The following is a 16003-nucleotide window of genomic DNA, read 5'->3' as shown; positions in this document are numbered from 1 at the left end:
TCCGATCGGGAATCCAGCTTCTAATTCTAAGGCTTTAAATGATCGCAACCGTTATCGGAGTTTATACCCTTTACATCATTATCCGCTTGTATGTCAGTGTGATGCAGATTGGTTATATCAATCAGATTAAGCGCAAAGGTGCCGTACTGATGGGTGAGCGTGAGTATCTTGATGCCGCTAACTATGCAGTCGCCAAAGAGAAACTCGGGATGATGGAGACGTTTGTTGAATACGGACTCTTTCTTATTTGGATCGGCGGAATGATGGCATGGCTCGATTCGGCGTTAGTCGCTCAAAGTCCACTAACACAAACGATCATTGCCGTGATGGGGCTTATTGTCATTAATGGTCTTGTTATGTTGCCGTTTGGTTGGATCGCAAAATTCAAAATTGATGCCAAGTACGGATTTAACCGTTCATCTACCGCTCAGTTTGTCAAAGATACCTTTATCAGTACCCTTTTAACCCTTGTTATCGGTAGTTTTATGGTTTGGATTGTATCGATGATTATCACTTCCAGTGAGCTATGGTGGTTGTGGAGTTTTACCTTTATTATGGCAGTTGTTATTGCCATTAATATGTTTTTTCCGACCATCCGTGCTCTCTTTTTTGACAAAGTGACTCCGCTGGAAGACCCTACGCTTCGGGAACAGATTGAAGCGTTGATGGCGAAAACGGGCTTCATCAGCAGCGGTGTCTTTATCAGTGACGCAAGTAAACGCGATGCCAGACTGAATGCCTATTTCGGCGGTTTAGGAAAGTCTAAACGGGTTGTCTTGTTCGATACGCTGATCCAAAAACTCTCTCCCAGTGAGCTAATCGCTGTTTTAGGGCATGAGTTGGGGCACTTCGCTCACGGTGATTTGTACAAAAATATTGCGATAGTCGGGGCGATGCTGTTTGGGATGTTTGCCCTTTTCGGAAATCTTCCCGAAACACTTTATATGGAACTTGGAGTTTCACAGAGTCCGCACATTATTATGATGCTCTTTATCCTTCTCCTTCCGGTAGTCAGTTTTGTCATGATGCCGTTGATGGGCCTTATGAGCCGACATAATGAATATGAAGCTGATCGTACCGGCGCTGAACTCGGCGGTGCGGAGCATTTGGTCAATGCCCTCAAAAAACTGGTGGCAGAGAACAAAAGCTTCCCCCTTTCTCACCCGCTCTATCGCTTTTTTCACACGACCCATCCACCGGTCGTGGATCGGCTCCGTGCGTTAGGGTATGATATCCGCATTGAAAAAGATGAAGGATATGCCGACCCATGTCCAAACGACTAAAAGAGCTTCACGAAGAGATTACACTCCGATTGAACGGTGTTGTTGAATCTCCCCGCCGTGAGGCGGAACTTCTCCTTATGGCGTATCTAAATAAAGATCAGCTCTACTTTATCACACACCAAGAGGATGTGCTCGATGAAAGTGATCCGAGATTAGTGCAATGGGTTGAAAAGCGTTCCGCGAATGTTCCTCTCGAATATTTGACGAATCGCGTCAGTTTTTACAGCCGTGAGTTTTACATCGATGAGGGGGCTTTAATCCCCCGTCCCGAGACGGAACATTTGATTGATGAAGTCTTAGCGTCTGTTTCACTCGATGATACGATGACGGTTGTCGAAGTGGGGGTAGGGAGCGGAATCATTTCGATACTTCTTGCATTGCATCTGCCAAATGCCCGTTTTATTGCTGTTGATATTTCACCGCGTGCATTGGCAGTTGCGCGCCGCAATATTGAAATGTTCGGTCTGAGTGAGCGAATCGAATTGCGCGAGGGGGATTTGCTCTCACCTATCATCGAAAAAATCGATTTTCTCGTCTCTAATCCTCCCTATATCGCACATGATGCTCCGCTGGAGTCTAATCTCTCGTATGAGCCGCAAAACGCACTGTTCGGTGGTGAAATCGGGGATGAAATGATTCGTGCATTGCTGGATGAAGTGTACACTCGCCGTATTCCTTCCTTTGCGTGCGAGATGGGTTACGACCAGCGCTCAAAGGTGCAAGAATATCTTAAAAATTTTGCGGTACAATCGTTGGATTTTTATACCGATTATGCCTCGTTTGATCGGGGATTTGTGTTAAAGGCTATTCATGAATAAAAAAGCTTTGGTTGATGTTACTTATCTTCTTTTGATTGCTATGAGTGCGGGGGCTGTTTTGGTACTTGGTGTGTTTGTTGCCGCCGTAGTCTTCCACTCAGAAGTCTATCTTAGTGTAGCGCTTTTGTCCCGCTACGAAGAGGGGAAAATTATGGGAGAAATCTTCCACCGTTTTACCTATTGGGCCTATTTTATGTCAGTCGTGATTGCTGTGTATGAAGTTTCTCACTATAAAGTGATGCAAATTGATAAAGTGGCTATTTTGAGCGCATTAGGTTCTATCGGGACACTGCTGCTTTTTAGTGCCGTTTATACCCCTAAAATTTTAGAATACCAAGCGCGTGGAGAAGCGGCTATTGATCCATCCTTTGAAGCACTTCACAAAGCAAGTGAGATCGACTTTAAAATACTGTTATTGATGTTATTAATCCTTTTTTCTCGTAGAGCTTATCTTTTGGCGGTAAAAAAATGATCCGTTTTGAGAATGTCACCAAAAGTTTTGGAAAACGGGAGATTCTGCGCGGAGTCAATCTAGAGATCGAAAAAGGAAAAACAACGGTTATTTTTGGAGTTTCGGGCGGCGGAAAATCAACGATTATCAAACATATCGTTGGATTACTAAAACCCGATTCGGGAACCATCACCGTCGATGGGACACGGGTTGATAATGCCGATGAGACAACATTGCGTTCTATCCGTACAAAAGTGGGTTTTTTGTTTCAAAGCGGGGCTCTTTTTGACAGTATGAACATTCGCGAAAATGTTGCATTCCCGATGCTGGAACATCAACAACTCTCTTCAAAAGAACTTGAGTATAAAATTGATGAAAAGCTCACGATGGTGGGGCTTGATCCCAAAATCGTAAAATCGCTCTATCCTGAGGAATTAAGCGGAGGGATGCGTAAACGTGTCGGTTTGGCACGCACCCTCGCCCTGGAGCCTGAGGTTATTTTGTACGATGAACCGACATCGGGCTTAGACCCTGTGACCAGTGACTTTATTACGCAAATGATCTGTCGTTTACGAGAAGAGATTGGAATGACCTCGATTCTGATCAGCCACGATATAGCAGAGAGTTTTAAAGCAGGGGATAATTATGCGATGCTTTTTGATGGTGTAATTGTCGAAGCAGGGGATAAAGAGGCGTTTCGAAATTCATCTAATGCCGTGGTTCAGCAATTCATTCACGCACGCGCTGAGGGGCCGATCGCGTTTCATTAACGCCCCCCAAACTTCTTCGTCCACCACTCCTGCGGGGTGAGAGTTTTTTCTCTCAGATGTTCTTCATCAAAATTAAATTCGTATTTTGAACAATACTCAAGTAAGATAGCATACGCATCATTGATTTTGGTGCTCATCGCATGAGCCGTTTCGGTATCATCGGGGTGTTTGTCAGGATGCCATGTGCGCATCATATTTTTATAGCGGATTTTGATATCGGAGAGGGTGGCTTTGTCGCTCAGACCAAGGAGCGTTTTGGCCTTTATGAGCGTGTCAAAAGAGAGCATGGAAAGAGGGTTTAGTCTCTTTGTTGACGCATAAACGTCGGTACATCGAGGAAGTCTTCCGTATAGTCACCGTTGGCAACCATAGCAGGGCGTACAACAACACGAGGCTTAGCCGCAGCAGCAGCCACCACTTCTTTGTTTTCAAATTCATGGTTATTGATTCCCATTGCCGCTTTTTTCTCAAAACCGGTTGCAACGAGAGTGATACGGATAAAATCTTTTGCCAATGTTTCATCGGTAGTAGTACCGAAGATAACGTCTGCCGCTTCATCAACACTGTTGTGGACAACATCCATTGCAGCAGAGAGTTCCATAAATGGAAACTCAGGGTGCATGCTAAAGTGTACCAAAACCCCAAGAGCCCCGTTAACCGACATGTTGTCAAGCAATGGAGACTCGATAGCGTTTTTGATTGCTTCGTAGGCCGCGTTTTCACCTTTGTATTCGCCTACACCCATAAGAGCCAAACCACGGTGGCTCATAACGGTTTGCAAGTCGGCGAAGTCAAGGTTGATGTCGTTGTCACCGCTGGCTAGAATCACACCAGATGTTCCACTAACAGCGCGAGCAAGTACGCTGTCAACGATTTTGAAGCTCTCTTTGATTCCGAGTTTCGGGTCAATAATTGAGAGAAGTTTGTCATTTGGGATGACAACGATACAATCAGATTCATTTTTCAATTCATTCAACCCGTCTTCGGCAAGTTTAAGACGTTTTTTCCCTTCGAAAGAGAAAGGTTTGGTAACAACTGCGATCGTTAAAGCACCCACTTCTTTAGCGATTTTAGCGATGATTGGAGCGGCACCTGTTCCGGTTCCTCCGCCAAGACCTGCTGCTACGAATACGATATCCGCACCCTCTAATGCACGAGAAAGATCTTCATAGCTCTCTAAAGCGGATTCTTTACCCACTTCAGGTTTCATCCCCGCACCCAAACCTTTGGTCAGTTTTGCACCGAGTTGGATTTTGGTTGCCGCAGAACCATGTTCTAGCACTTGAGCATCCGTATTTGCAATGATAAGTTCAATACCGGGAATAGCTTCTTTAAGCATATATCCGATCATGTTTCCACCGCCGCCGCCGACACCGACTGCTACAATACGTGCTCCTGTGAGAGTTGTTGATTCTTCAATTGAAAATGGTTCCATGCTTGCTCCTTGACGTGATTAAAATAGTTGAGTTGCCCAATTCCAAAACTTGGCAATTGGATTTGGTTGATCGGTTTGAACAGGTTTATTAGACCCGATATTAACCATTTTTTGAGCTTCCGCTTTTTTCTCTTCCTTCACTGGCGGTGGCGTTGCAGCTGCCGTCGGTGATGGAGTAGGTATTGCTGTGGAAGTTTCAAATTTTGGCGCCTCTTCGTGGATTTGATGACTCATTTGCGCGGCTGTCGGTTCTTCACTGCTATGGCGCATACGTCGATTTACGTCGATTTCGTACGGAGTATAATCACCGGCGAGGTATTTGACCAATCCGACAGCTCCTGAGTAAGAAGGATCTCTGAGGGTATCAAATAGACCGCCGACATCGGTCGGTTTAGCAAGACGCACCGGCATATTGTCTAAAATAGCAACGGCGAGTTCGCGGAGACCTTCGATTTTAGTAAATCCTCCGGTGAGAACAACACCGGCACCCATGTGTTCTTTGAGCCCGCTTTTTTCAATCGATTGAGCGATAATCATTAATGTCTCTTCTACACGGGCATAAATGACGTTATGAACCACTTCGAGAGAAACTTCATGCGTTGATGTTTCATCACCGATTACAGGGAGTTCGATCAAATCATTACTTGGAGCATAGAGCGAGCCGTAATTGATTTTGACATTATCCGCAGTGTGCAGAGGCGTGTGCAAAGCCATTGATAAATCGTTAGTAATATGATTTGAACCGACACCCAAAAAGTCGTTGTATCGGATTGCATGACCCGAATGGATAACGATGTTGCTCGTATTACCACCCATGTCGACAACGGCAGCTCCCAACTCTTTTTCATCCGCGTTGAGAACAGCGATGGCTGAAGCGTATCCGCTGAGCACAACACTCTCAACATCAACACCGGCAGCTTTTACCGCTTTGCGCAAATTGTTAAGATTGCTTTTTTGGGTTGTGATGATATGGGTTTCAACTTCCAAGCGTGAAGCGTTCATCCCTAATGGGTCTTCGATAAAATCTTGGTCATCAACTTTGAAGTTATACGGCAGGGCATGTAAAACTTCAAACTCATTCGGGATGTTGGCATTATACAAAGAGGTATGCATAACACGTTGAATCTCATTGAGGGTGATCTCTTTGTTCGGGATATTAACGATGCCGCTGGAGTTTAGACTTTTTGTATAGGCACCGGAGATGGTGACGACTGCACTTCGAAGTTCGGTTCCTGCAACACGTTTAGCATCATTGAGTGCGCTTTTGATCGATTTAGATGCAAGCTCAATGTTGGTGATGCTCCCTTTGCGAAGGCCTTGTGCTTTTGCAATACCGGCTCCAATGATTTGCGCGTGGTTGTCATCATCGATTTCCGCGATGAGCGCACAAACTTTAGTTGAGCCGATATCAATGGCTAAAACGGTTCGTTTCAAATCAAATCCCCTCTACATAGATTTCAACAGGATACTTGCCCTCAAGCGCTTTAATCAGCCCTTGATCCAACAAGCTTCCTTTGAGCTTCAGTACGACATTTTCATCCGCTATTGTTTTGTCTTGAAGCAACTTTTGTTCCAAAACGTTATAAAGAATAACATTTCCACTTTCCAAAGTAATAAAACCTTGTTTTTGTTTGGAAGCAAACAGTTTATTTAGAAATTCTGATCCCTCAGGTGCACTCAATCCACCTATTTTAGCGCTATCACTGCGTGTGAGGAAATCAGTCGATGTTCCGGCAAATGTTTTATAACTGTTTTGAGCTAACTCTTGGAGTTTGGTTTTTTTCGCTTCACCCAGATAAAGAGCACTAACATCCGTTTTGGCTTCTTCATACGTTTTCGTACGGGCCGGATTCATTTTAACAAGTTTTACGATGATATAGTCATTACCTGCTTTGCGTGGCTTAAGAAAAGGTTTTTGATCATTTAATGCCATAATCTCTTTGGTAAGCTCAGGACTAAAGGGAGACGATTCAGAAGTTAGGGTTGCTGTCTGAGTAGCTGTAGTTGCTTTAAGAGCACCTTTTTTGTAATCGATGTAGAGACGAAGCGCCTCTTTTTCAGTCGCTTTATCATTGAGGGCTGCTACGATAGTCGCTTGTGCTTCCCCTAATGAAAGAATTTTGCCAGTGGTGTCTTTGAATGATTGGCGATTCATCTCATAAAATTCATTAATTTCGTTGGCTGCCGGAGTTGCCGTAATCGGAGCTTGGGCTACGTAAGAAATTTCGTAGCTCGGAGAAGTTTTAAACTCTTTTTGGTGTTTTTCCCAAAATACTTTGAGTTCTCCTTCATTCGGCGTGAGGGTAATCATATTCGGCGTGAGCAGTTTATAGCTGATTTTGTCTGAAACACCCAATGCACTGCCAAGCGCTTTTGATTCACTTGCTTTAGCACCCGATGCGAGAAGGTAAAGAGTTTTTTGGATTAAGAGCTCTTTTTTCATCGACTCTTCGTACTCTTTGATCGTTAAACGGTTTTGTTTTAATGCTTCAGCATAAACGGTTTTGTCAAACGTTCCGTCTTTTGAAAATACGCTTTGTGATTTGATGATATTTAAAAGTTCTTCATCGGTAACGACCAATCCGTAGCTGTTCGCTAGATTGAGAACGAGAGCTTGATTCACCAGTTGGCGAAGTGCTTGGCGTTGGAGGCCGAATTGCTGCGCTTGTTTTTCGTCAAATTTTCCTTGGAAAAGCTGATTGTATTGATTAAAAAGGTTAGAGTAGCTTTTTTGCAGTTCAGCGGATGTAATCGAAACATCACCTACTTTAGCGACGGCTCCCGCTTTGTCTCCATAGCTGTATTGACCCCATCCGACGAATCCGGCTCCGATAAAAGCGATCGTGGAGATCCAAATCGTAATGACCAAGTATTTCCGATGGCGTTGCATCCAAGTAATCATATTAAACGATCCTATTGTAAAATTCAGATATTCTATTCAGTTTACCATTAAACTTGGATGAAAATAGTGCACGACTAACAAATGTTATCATATTATAACTCAGATTTAGAGGCTTTTCATGAATAATTTAGAGATATCCAAGCGTGACTTGAGTGTATTATGGCATCCGTGTACTCAAATGAAAGATCACGAGACGATTCCTCTCGTTCCTATTTCCAAAGGAGAAGGGGTATATCTGTACGATTTTGAAGGGAACCGCACTATCGATGCTATCAGTAGTTGGTGGGTGAACCTTTTTGGCCATTGCAACCCCTATATCAACCAAAAAATTAAAGAGCAGCTGGATACACTGGAACATGTTATTTTGGCTGGATTTACTCATGAGGGGATCGTGCGACTCTCTGAGAGATTGGTTAAACTCTCACCCGATGGGCTAACACGCTGTTTTTATGCCGATAACGGTTCGAGTGCGATTGAAGTAGCTCTAAAAATGTCGTATCACTCTCATAAAAACGGCGGAAAAGAGAAAGGGTTGTTTGTCTCACTCTCGGAGAGTTACCATGGTGAGACATTGGGAGCGCTGTCAGTCGGGGATGTAGCTCTGTATAAAGAGACGTATGAGCCGTTGCTGATCCGCTCTATTCAAACACCGTCCCCGCTCAATCAGAGTATCGAGGCGGCTTTGGAAGCGGCCAAATTGTTTGAAATATTGCTCATAGAACGAAGCCATGAGATAGCGGCATTGATAGTTGAACCGTTAGTGCAAGGGGCAGGGGGAATGAAAATGTATCATCCTCTCTTTTTGAGTGAAACAAAACGGTTGTGTGAAGTTTATGACGTCCATTTTATTGCAGATGAGATTTTGGTCGGTTTTGGACGGACGGGCACTATGTTCGCGTGTGAGCAAGCAGGTATAACACCCGATTTTTTAATTCTCTCAAAAGGGCTTACAGGGGGATATTTGCCTCTGTCGGTTGTACTAACAACGGAGGCGGTCTATGATTCGTTTTATTGTGAATACAACCCCGCGCGGTCCTTTTTACACTCACACAGTTATACGGGAAATGCACTGGCGTGTGCGGCGGCCAATGCTACTCTTGATATTTTCGAATCGGAGAAAGTGATTGAAAACAATCAACGAACGATTGCCTTTATAAGCGATGAATTAAAGCGTTTTAAGTCATTGCCGAGAGTCAAAGAAGTACGTCAGTGCGGAATGATAGCGGCGATTGAGTTGGAGGGATTCGATCCATCAGAGCGGATTGGATTGAAAATTCATCAGTATTGTATGGCACAGGGGGTATTGATTCGGCCGCTGGGAAGTGTAATTTATGTAATGACACCGTATGTGATTTCTTTTGATGAGCTAAAAAGGGTGTTTGATGCAATAGAAGCGGCACTGGGTAACATTTAAATCTGTTATTAGTGAGGTTAAGCTATCATTAGGGCAATAAATTTAAAGGCAGCTACGTGCAAGAAACTCCCCATATCCCTGTCCTTTATCGCGAAGTGATTGAAGCATTCTCTGAGTGTAAAGAGGGAAATGTTATTGATTGTACGATGGGATACGGAGGACACTCTTCATTATTGCTTGATAATAACGGTGCTTTAACACTGATCGGAATCGATCAAGATCCTACCGCAATTGCCTTCTCCTCAAAACGTCTTGAACCCTATGGTAACCGCGTAGAGATTCGTAGAGGCCGTTTCTCTGAGGTTGCTTCGGAGGTGTTAGGTGAAAAAGGGGATAAAATTTGCGGTATTTTGGCCGATATCGGGGTTTCATCCCTTCAACTCGATCAACGGGAACGGGGATTCTCATACGAGAGCGATACCCTCGATATGCGGATGAATCCTGATGCCCCCCTGAGTGCTTATGAAGTTGTTAATGAATATTCGCAAAGTGCATTGGAAACCATACTGCGAGAATACGGTGAAGTGACCAACTCCCGTAAAGTGGCGGAAGTGATTGTTCAGCGTCGCCCGTTTAATTCTGCAAAAGAACTCTCCAACGCAATTTTTCATCTGATGCCGAAGGGTAAAAAAATCCACCCCTCAACACTGGTGATGCAGGCGATTCGGATTGAAGTCAACGATGAACTGGGTGAATTGACCCGTTTGCTCGATGCGATTGAATCTTCGGCTATTAAGCATCTGCGCGTTGCGATCATCACGTTTCATTCACTTGAAGACCGTATTGTGAAAAACCGGTTCAGTAAATGGGCAAAAAATTGTATTTGTCCTGATGATGCGATGCGATGCACCTGTGGCAATAAAAATGCGATCGGCAAAATTATTACGAAAAAACCGCTGAGCGCTCAGGATGATGAATTACGGGCAAATTCCAGAAGCCGTAGTGCGAAACTGCGAATATTTGAAATACGAAGAGATTGATACGATGAGTGAAAAACACGATATCTTAGAAGAGACGCAGCAGATTATCAGCCCTGATGATTCGATGGGACCGATTTTCTTACGAAATGTATTTGTGGGGATTTTTCTAATCTTGATGTTGGTGTTTCCGAAAATATTTATCAATACACAAATCTATTTTAAAAGCCGCGAAATCTCAACACTCAGTCATGAACATGATGCATTAAAAGAAGAAAATCGACTGATTAAAGCAAAAGTCGAAACAATGAAATACAAAAATCAGGTTTTGGATACCCTTTTTTAAAAATAGCTCTTTTTTTTAGATCTCCTTCATTTTTCATACACCTAAGAATTGTGGTGGTATAATCACCGACTTAAATTGATCCTATGCCGAGTCGATGTATAATCTGCCTTAAAGATAGAAATCGTACGTTCCAAAATTTTCAGAAATGAGTTTGTATGAGCCGTATTTTCATATTTTTACTCGTTGGTGTGTTGAGCCTTTTGGATGCGGCCGCTTGGAGAGAGACAAAAAGCTTTGCCCTCAAAAAAGATGAGTTGGTTAAAGTGCTCGTTAAGAGTGAGGGGCAAGAGAGGGTACTCAATTTCAGGTGGACTCTCTATACGGACAAAGCGTTAGTCGTGCATGAGAGTTTTGATCGGTTTGTCGGACAGCATATGTTGTATACCGGACATGCCAATCAAAGTTTTCGTAAACGTCTTTTACCTCCTAAGCGGAGTCAAAAAGATGTCCCGTATGTCGTTGTCGTGTTTAAAAAATTTGACGAAGCTAATGCAACGGCACAGATGGATCTTTTTCTGATTGATAAAGAGAAGCGAATTGTGCTGGATTATTTAACTAAGAAGTGATGATAGGAATGTTGGAAACCGTAGAAACCATTATTGCACGTTTGATTGATGAGGTTGATTATCCTCATGCCACAGAATTGTTCCAAAAGCTCTCCGGTGGTAAACGTCTTCGTGCGCGTCTTATTTTGACCATTGCCCCATCCGATCCGAGTGCCCCTTTGCTGGGAGCGATCGTTGAGTTGATCCATGCGGCGAGTCTGCTCCATGATGATGTTATCGATGAGGCACAACTGCGTCGAGGAACACCTTCGGTGAATGCCACGGAGGGATCTAAAACGGCTATTATGCTCGGTGATATCCTTTATTCTAAAGCGTTTAGTGAATTGACATCGTTTGATCCCCGTATTTCCCGAGCTGTTGCCGAATCGGTTACCCGTCTCTCGATCGGAGAGATGATGGACGTAGGGATGGCGGCGAGTTTCAATACCGATCGTGCACTCTACCTTAAAATGCTTTATCTCAAAACGGCTACCTTGATCGAAGCGTGTGCTTACAGTGCGGCGGTATTGGTCGGTAAAGATCATGAAGCGCATGCAACGTACGGGAAAAACTTGGGGTTGGCATTTCAAATTGTCGATGATATTCTCGATATTACTGCCGATGAAGCGACTCTGGGGAAACCTTCACTCAACGATTTTTCTGAGGGGAAAGTGACACTCCCTTATATCGATTTGTATGAGCGTCTCGATGAAAATGAAAAGCAGCGGCTTATCAGCAATCATGCTAAAGTTCTGGATGAGAATGAGAAAAAATGGATTCGCTCTAAAATGGATGAATTCAAAATTATTGAGAGCTCCTACGCACATGCCAGCGCATTATGTGAGGAAGCGATCGGTGCTATCGGAGATGATATCGCCTTGCGTTCCATCATCGAAACCGTCATCAAAAGAAGTCATTAATGCACTATTTGATTGTTAGCTTTTCGCACAAAAACTCGACGCTTGGGATACGGGAGAAGCTTGCTTTTGTGGATGAAACGGCGCAATTAAATGCTATGAAGCAACTCAATGCAACCCTTTGTATCAGTGAATCGATGGTTCTTTCCACCTGTAATCGTGTTGAAATTTTCTGCAGTTGTAACGATACAGAGGCGGCAACAGAGACACTGTTTTCTCTTTTAGCCAAACATTCAGGACTCACTGCACACGAGCTGCACGAACGGGCCGATATTTTCGATGATGAAGGGGGGATTCACCACCTTTTTAGTGTTGCCAGTTCGCTTGACTCAATGGTTGTGGGAGAGACACAAATCTCCGGACAGCTCAAAGATGCCTTTAAACTCTCTCAGGACAACGGGTATTCTGCCCAAAAGATTGCTCGTGCAATGAGCTATGCGTTTAAATGTGCCGCTGAGGTACGCAATGCGACCAATATCTCCTCTAAACCGGTTTCGGTTGCGAGTGTTGCGATCGCGAAAGTCAAAGAATCGGTTGGAGAGGTAAGGGATAAAAAAGCGCTCGTGATCGGTTCGGGCGAGATGTCGGTGATTACCTGTAAACATCTTAGTGCCCAAGGGGTCGATGTGACGGTGATGAATCGCACGTTCGAGAAAGCCGAAGCGATAGCACGGGAGTGCAATGCACGCGTACGATCGTATGATGAAATCGCTTATGCGATTAATGAAAACGAGCTTCTCTTTACTGCTACAGGGTCATTGACCCCTATTATTACCGACGAGATGATTAAACCGACTCCGTTTGATCGATATTGGTTCGATATGGCAGTTCCGAGAGATATCGAATGCGATAGCGATCTTTGGTCGATTCGTCTTTTTTATGTGGATGATCTCAAAGAGATTGTCTCAGAAAATATTGCTTTGCGTGAAGATGAAGCGAAACTCTCTTACGTTATCATCCGTCGTCATGTGATCGGTTTTTTCGAATGGCTTAAAACTCTCTCGGTTGAGCCGTTGATCAAAAATATGTATCTCAGAGCTTCCGATGCCGCATTTCAAGAATCGACGCGCGTACTCGAAAATGGCTATATCCCTAAAGAGTATGAGCAAGCCGTCCACAAAGCAACTCTTCAGGCGTTAAAGCGGTTTTTACACCCGTTTGCCGAACGGATGCGTGATGGTTCCGATCCGATGCGTGTTGATGCTCTGATCGAATCGATGAGTTTTTTAATGAACCAGGAAGAGGGAGATGATTTATCTCAAAACTCCTGTACCTATTACCCTAAAGGAAAATAATGCGTTTTAGTAAAGCCTATATCCCAACCACCAAAGAAGCGCCGAAAGATGCTCAACTCCCGAGCCATATCTTTCTCTCACGCGCCGGATTTGTCACGCAGGTAGCTGCAGGATTGTATAATTTTTTACCTATGGGAAAACGGGTACTTCGTAAAATCGAAAACATTATTAACGAAGAGATGGCCTCATGCGATGCCCAAGAGGTTGATCTTAGTTTTGTCACCCCTGCAGAGCTATGGGAAGAGAGCGGACGGATTGAAAAATTCGGCAAAGAGCTCCTCCGTTTTCGTGACCGTAAAGAGAACCTTTTTGTCCTTGGACCGACCCATGAAGAGATGATGGTAAACATTGTCCGTAACCGAGTTAATAGTTACAAACAACTCCCGATTAATCTTTATCAAATCAAAACGAAATTCCGTGATGAAGCGCGTCCGAGATTCGGGTTAATGCGCGGACGTGAATTTGTGATGAAAGACGGCTACAGCTTTCACTCCAGTACGGAAGATTTGGATCGTGAATTCGATGCGATGGAAGCGGCATACAAACGTATTTTGGAGCGTTTAGGTTTGGAGTTTCGTATTGTTGAAGCCGACAGCGGAGCCATCGGCGGTACGGGTTCAAAAGAGCTGATGGTGTTAGCCGGAAGCGGTGAAGATACTCTCGCTGTGTGTGATACGTGTGAATACGGTGCGAATGTCGAAGCCGCTCGCCGAGCACCGCGAAGTATTATCCCTGAAGCGCCGAGCGCCGATTTTGCCCGTTTTAAAACACCGGATATCAAATCGATCGAAGATTTGAGCAATTTCTTCCATGTCGATCCTTACTATACCCTCAAAGCGGTAGTACAACGTGCGGTGTATACCGAGGGGAGTGAACTGGTTTGTTTCTTTATCCGAGGATGTGATGAACTCCAAGAGGTAAAAGCACGTAACAGTGTTGCTGCAATTGATTTGGTCGATGCTACCGAGGCAGAATTGATCGAAATCGGATTGGTTCCGGGATTTATCGGACCGTTGGATCAAGACAAGATCCGTATTGTCATGGATAATGACACGCGGGGTGCAACCACAATGATTTGCGGTGCGAATGACGTAGATTACCATTTCGTCGGCGTTGATTTGAGTGTAATGAACGAAGCTCATTTCGCCGATCTCGCAAGCGTACAAGAGGGGGATGGATGTCCTCACTGCGGAGGGAAGATTCTCCATACGAAAGGGATTGAAGTAGGACATATTTTTAAACTCGGGACCGTTTACTCCGCACCGCTCAAAGCGGAGTTTTTGGATGAAAACGGGCGTTCTCAACCCTTTATTATGGGAACGTATGGGATGGGTGTCAGCCGTCTCGTTGCTGCCGTGATCGAACAGCACCATGATGAAAAAGGGTGTATCTGGACCCAGGCAACAGCTCCGTATACGGTGAATGTGATGGTTTCTAATATCAAAGAAGAAGCGCACATGGCGTATGGCGAAGAGCTTTATGCTTCATTGCAAGCACGTGGAATCGAGACAATGCTGGATGATCGTAAAGAGCGTTTCGGATTTAAAATGTCGGATGCGGAATTGATCGGGTTCCCGTTCACTGTTGTCGTCGGAAAAGAACTTGATAACGGTTCGGTTCAGATTATGGTACGTGCAACCCGCGAAATGATTACCGTGAATGCGGCGGATGTCCTCAGTAAAATTGAGGAACTCATCCAATGATTTATTTCCTGATCTACCTTTTTTTGGAAGTGACCCTCACGATTGAGATTGCTTCACATATCGGTGGATTGGCTACTTTTTTTGAGATTGTCGGAAGCGCATTTTTAGGCATTTTTATCTTAATGAATTTTCGCCATACCCTGAGTGAAAATCTCGATGCCCTCCGTACGCGCCAGATTGATATGCAAGGGTTCTCTAACCGCAATTTAATGGGCTTATTTGGAGCAATTCTCCTTATTCTCCCTGGATTTTTATGCGATATCATCGGTGTTTTAATGCAGTTTTCCCTCATAGGAGTACTAATCATTAACCGTTTTACGCGAAAATATTCTCCAGAAAACCACACTTACACCACACAAAAGGATGACCATGTCATTGATGCCGAAATTATCGACGATACTCCTGCTCTCCGCTAGCCTTTTTGGAGCGACCGACGCTGAAGTTGTCTCATTTTTGAAAAAGGGAATAGGGGGAAATCCTAATGTTACCAATTTACAGATTGAGGTTAATGGTAAAAAAAATCTTGCTGCGGTGAGCGGATGGCAAGCCTATTTTGTTACGATTGAGGCTGATGTAAAACAAGGCAGTGAAACTCGACGTATCAATCAAAACGGGACCTATTTTGTTAATGGCAATATTATCGCACCCGAACTGGTTAATCTTAAAACAGGTGAGCGTTATAACGATATCGTTGCCCCTGATTTTAACAATGCGTTTTATACCGCTGCCAATCGCATCAGCGGTGATGCAAATGCAACGCATAAAATAGCGATTTTCTCCGATCCACTTTGTCCGTTTTGCCGTCGTTATGTCCCTGAAGCACTCTCTTATATGGAAAAATTTCCCAAAACGTTTGCCGTTTATTATTATCATTTCCCTCTTTCCGGTCTCCATCCTGCAGCTGTAACGTTGACAAAAGCGGCAATAGCGGCAGAACAAAACGGCACTAAAGATGCAGTCTTAAAGCTTTATAACGTAGATATTAATGCCAATGAAAAAGATGAGCAAAAGATTCTAAATGCGTTTAATAAAACTTTTGGAACAAAAATCGGTGTGAATGATATTCGACGTTCCTCGGTAGTCAAACAATTCGAATTTGACCAACAAGTAGCACAAACAATGATGGTAGCCGGAACACCGACCGTCTTTTTCAACGGACAGAAAGACACTTCAAAAAATAAATACAAAGAGATTAAGGTTAAGTAAT

The 16003-nt window shown here is 44.0% G+C and carries 17 protein-coding genes; 13 read left to right on the top strand and 4 right to left on the bottom strand.

The window, feature by feature from the left end:
- The first annotated feature begins 38 nt into the window (after positions 1-38).
- Genes B649_RS07885 through B649_RS07870 form a run of 4 tightly spaced genes read left to right on the top strand, consistent with a single transcriptional unit; the run spans position 39 to position 3322 of the window.
- The gene (locus B649_RS07885) at positions 39-1283 is read left to right on the top strand and encodes a M48 family metallopeptidase (RefSeq protein ID WP_015653994.1); all 1245 of its coding nucleotides are present in this window, start codon (positions 39-41) and stop codon (positions 1281-1283) included.
- The gene (prmC, locus tag B649_RS07880) at positions 1268-2101 is read left to right on the top strand and encodes a peptide chain release factor N(5)-glutamine methyltransferase (protein ID WP_015653993.1); all 834 of its coding nucleotides are present in this window, start codon (positions 1268-1270) and stop codon (positions 2099-2101) included. The genes B649_RS07885 and prmC overlap by 16 nt, the downstream gene beginning before the upstream one ends.
- Complete coding sequence (locus tag B649_RS07875) at positions 2094-2573, top strand: DUF4149 domain-containing protein (protein ID WP_015653992.1); 480 nt, start codon at positions 2094-2096, stop codon at positions 2571-2573. Before prmC ends, B649_RS07875 begins: the two co-directional genes overlap by 8 nt.
- The gene (locus tag B649_RS07870) at positions 2570-3322 is read left to right on the top strand and encodes an ABC transporter ATP-binding protein (protein WP_015653991.1); all 753 of its coding nucleotides are present in this window, start codon (positions 2570-2572) and stop codon (positions 3320-3322) included. The genes B649_RS07875 and B649_RS07870 overlap by 4 nt, the downstream gene beginning before the upstream one ends.
- On the opposite strand, the gene B649_RS07865 is transcribed toward B649_RS07870, so the two are convergent.
- From B649_RS07865 to B649_RS07850, 4 genes are read right to left on the bottom strand one after another with little or no spacing between them, the layout of a single operon-like run.
- The gene (locus B649_RS07865; protein ID WP_015653990.1) at positions 3319-3609 is read right to left on the bottom strand and encodes a J domain-containing protein; all 291 of its coding nucleotides are present in this window, start codon (positions 3607-3609) and stop codon (positions 3319-3321) included. The two genes, B649_RS07870 and B649_RS07865, sit on opposite strands and share 4 nt — an antisense overlap.
- 11 nt (positions 3610-3620) lie before the next feature.
- Positions 3621-4757 carry a cell division protein FtsZ gene (gene ftsZ / locus B649_RS07860; RefSeq protein WP_015653989.1) on the bottom strand — a complete coding sequence of 379 codons (1137 nt, stop codon included), beginning with the start codon at positions 4755-4757 and terminating at the stop codon, positions 3621-3623.
- A gap of 18 nt (positions 4758-4775) precedes the next feature.
- Entirely contained in the window at positions 4776-6191 is a 1416-nt protein-coding gene (gene ftsA, locus B649_RS07855) for a cell division protein FtsA (protein ID WP_015653988.1), read from the bottom strand.
- Position 6192: 1 nt separating this feature from the next.
- The gene (locus B649_RS07850; protein WP_015653987.1) at positions 6193-7659 is read right to left on the bottom strand and encodes a peptidylprolyl isomerase; all 1467 of its coding nucleotides are present in this window, start codon (positions 7657-7659) and stop codon (positions 6193-6195) included.
- Positions 7660-7777: 118 nt separating this feature from the next.
- On the opposite strand from B649_RS07850, the gene B649_RS07845 reads away from it, so the two are divergent.
- The 9 genes from B649_RS07845 to B649_RS07805 all read left to right on the top strand — a co-directional run bounded on the left by B649_RS07845 (position 7778) and on the right by B649_RS07805 (position 16002).
- Positions 7778-9073, top strand: coding sequence for an adenosylmethionine--8-amino-7-oxononanoate transaminase (locus tag B649_RS07845; protein ID WP_015653986.1), 1296 nt, complete (start codon positions 7778-7780; stop codon positions 9071-9073).
- 56 nt (positions 9074-9129) lie between these two features.
- Positions 9130-10053: a 16S rRNA (cytosine(1402)-N(4))-methyltransferase RsmH gene (gene rsmH / locus B649_RS07840; RefSeq protein WP_015653985.1), complete on the top strand. Its 924-nt coding sequence runs from the start codon at positions 9130-9132 to the stop codon at positions 10051-10053.
- A complete protein-coding gene (locus tag B649_RS07835) occupies positions 10016-10336 on the top strand; it encodes a hypothetical protein (protein WP_291750850.1) in 321 nt (106 codons plus the stop codon). Before rsmH ends, B649_RS07835 begins: the two co-directional genes overlap by 38 nt.
- A gap of 155 nt (positions 10337-10491) precedes the next feature.
- On the top strand, positions 10492-10902 hold the full coding sequence (locus B649_RS07830; protein ID WP_015653983.1) for a hypothetical protein: 411 nt from the start codon (positions 10492-10494) through the stop codon (positions 10900-10902).
- Complete coding sequence (locus B649_RS07825) at positions 10902-11801, top strand: polyprenyl synthetase family protein (RefSeq protein WP_291750849.1); 900 nt, start codon at positions 10902-10904, stop codon at positions 11799-11801. The genes B649_RS07830 and B649_RS07825 overlap by 1 nt, the downstream gene beginning before the upstream one ends.
- Positions 11801-13093: a glutamyl-tRNA reductase gene (hemA, locus tag B649_RS07820; protein WP_015653981.1), complete on the top strand. Its 1293-nt coding sequence runs from the start codon at positions 11801-11803 to the stop codon at positions 13091-13093. The genes B649_RS07825 and hemA overlap by 1 nt, the downstream gene beginning before the upstream one ends.
- On the top strand, positions 13093-14796 hold the full coding sequence (locus tag B649_RS07815) for a proline--tRNA ligase (RefSeq protein WP_015653980.1): 1704 nt from the start codon (positions 13093-13095) through the stop codon (positions 14794-14796). The genes hemA and B649_RS07815 overlap by 1 nt, the downstream gene beginning before the upstream one ends.
- Positions 14793-15212 (top strand): FxsA family protein, encoded by a 420-nt coding sequence (locus tag B649_RS07810; RefSeq protein WP_015653979.1) that lies wholly within the window; start codon positions 14793-14795, stop codon positions 15210-15212. Before B649_RS07815 ends, B649_RS07810 begins: the two co-directional genes overlap by 4 nt.
- Positions 15166-16002 (top strand): DsbA family protein, encoded by an 837-nt coding sequence (locus B649_RS07805; protein ID WP_015653978.1) that lies wholly within the window; start codon positions 15166-15168, stop codon positions 16000-16002. The genes B649_RS07810 and B649_RS07805 overlap by 47 nt, the downstream gene beginning before the upstream one ends.
- The last annotated feature ends 1 nt before the right edge of the window (position 16003 follow it).

The sequence above is a fragment of the Candidatus Sulfuricurvum sp. RIFRC-1 genome, from assembly GCF_000310245.1.
Lineage (GTDB): Bacteria > Campylobacterota > Campylobacteria > Campylobacterales > Sulfurimonadaceae > Sulfuricurvum.
The sequence above is the reverse complement of the archived record's forward strand: the minus strand, read 5'-3'. Positions and strand labels throughout refer to the sequence as shown.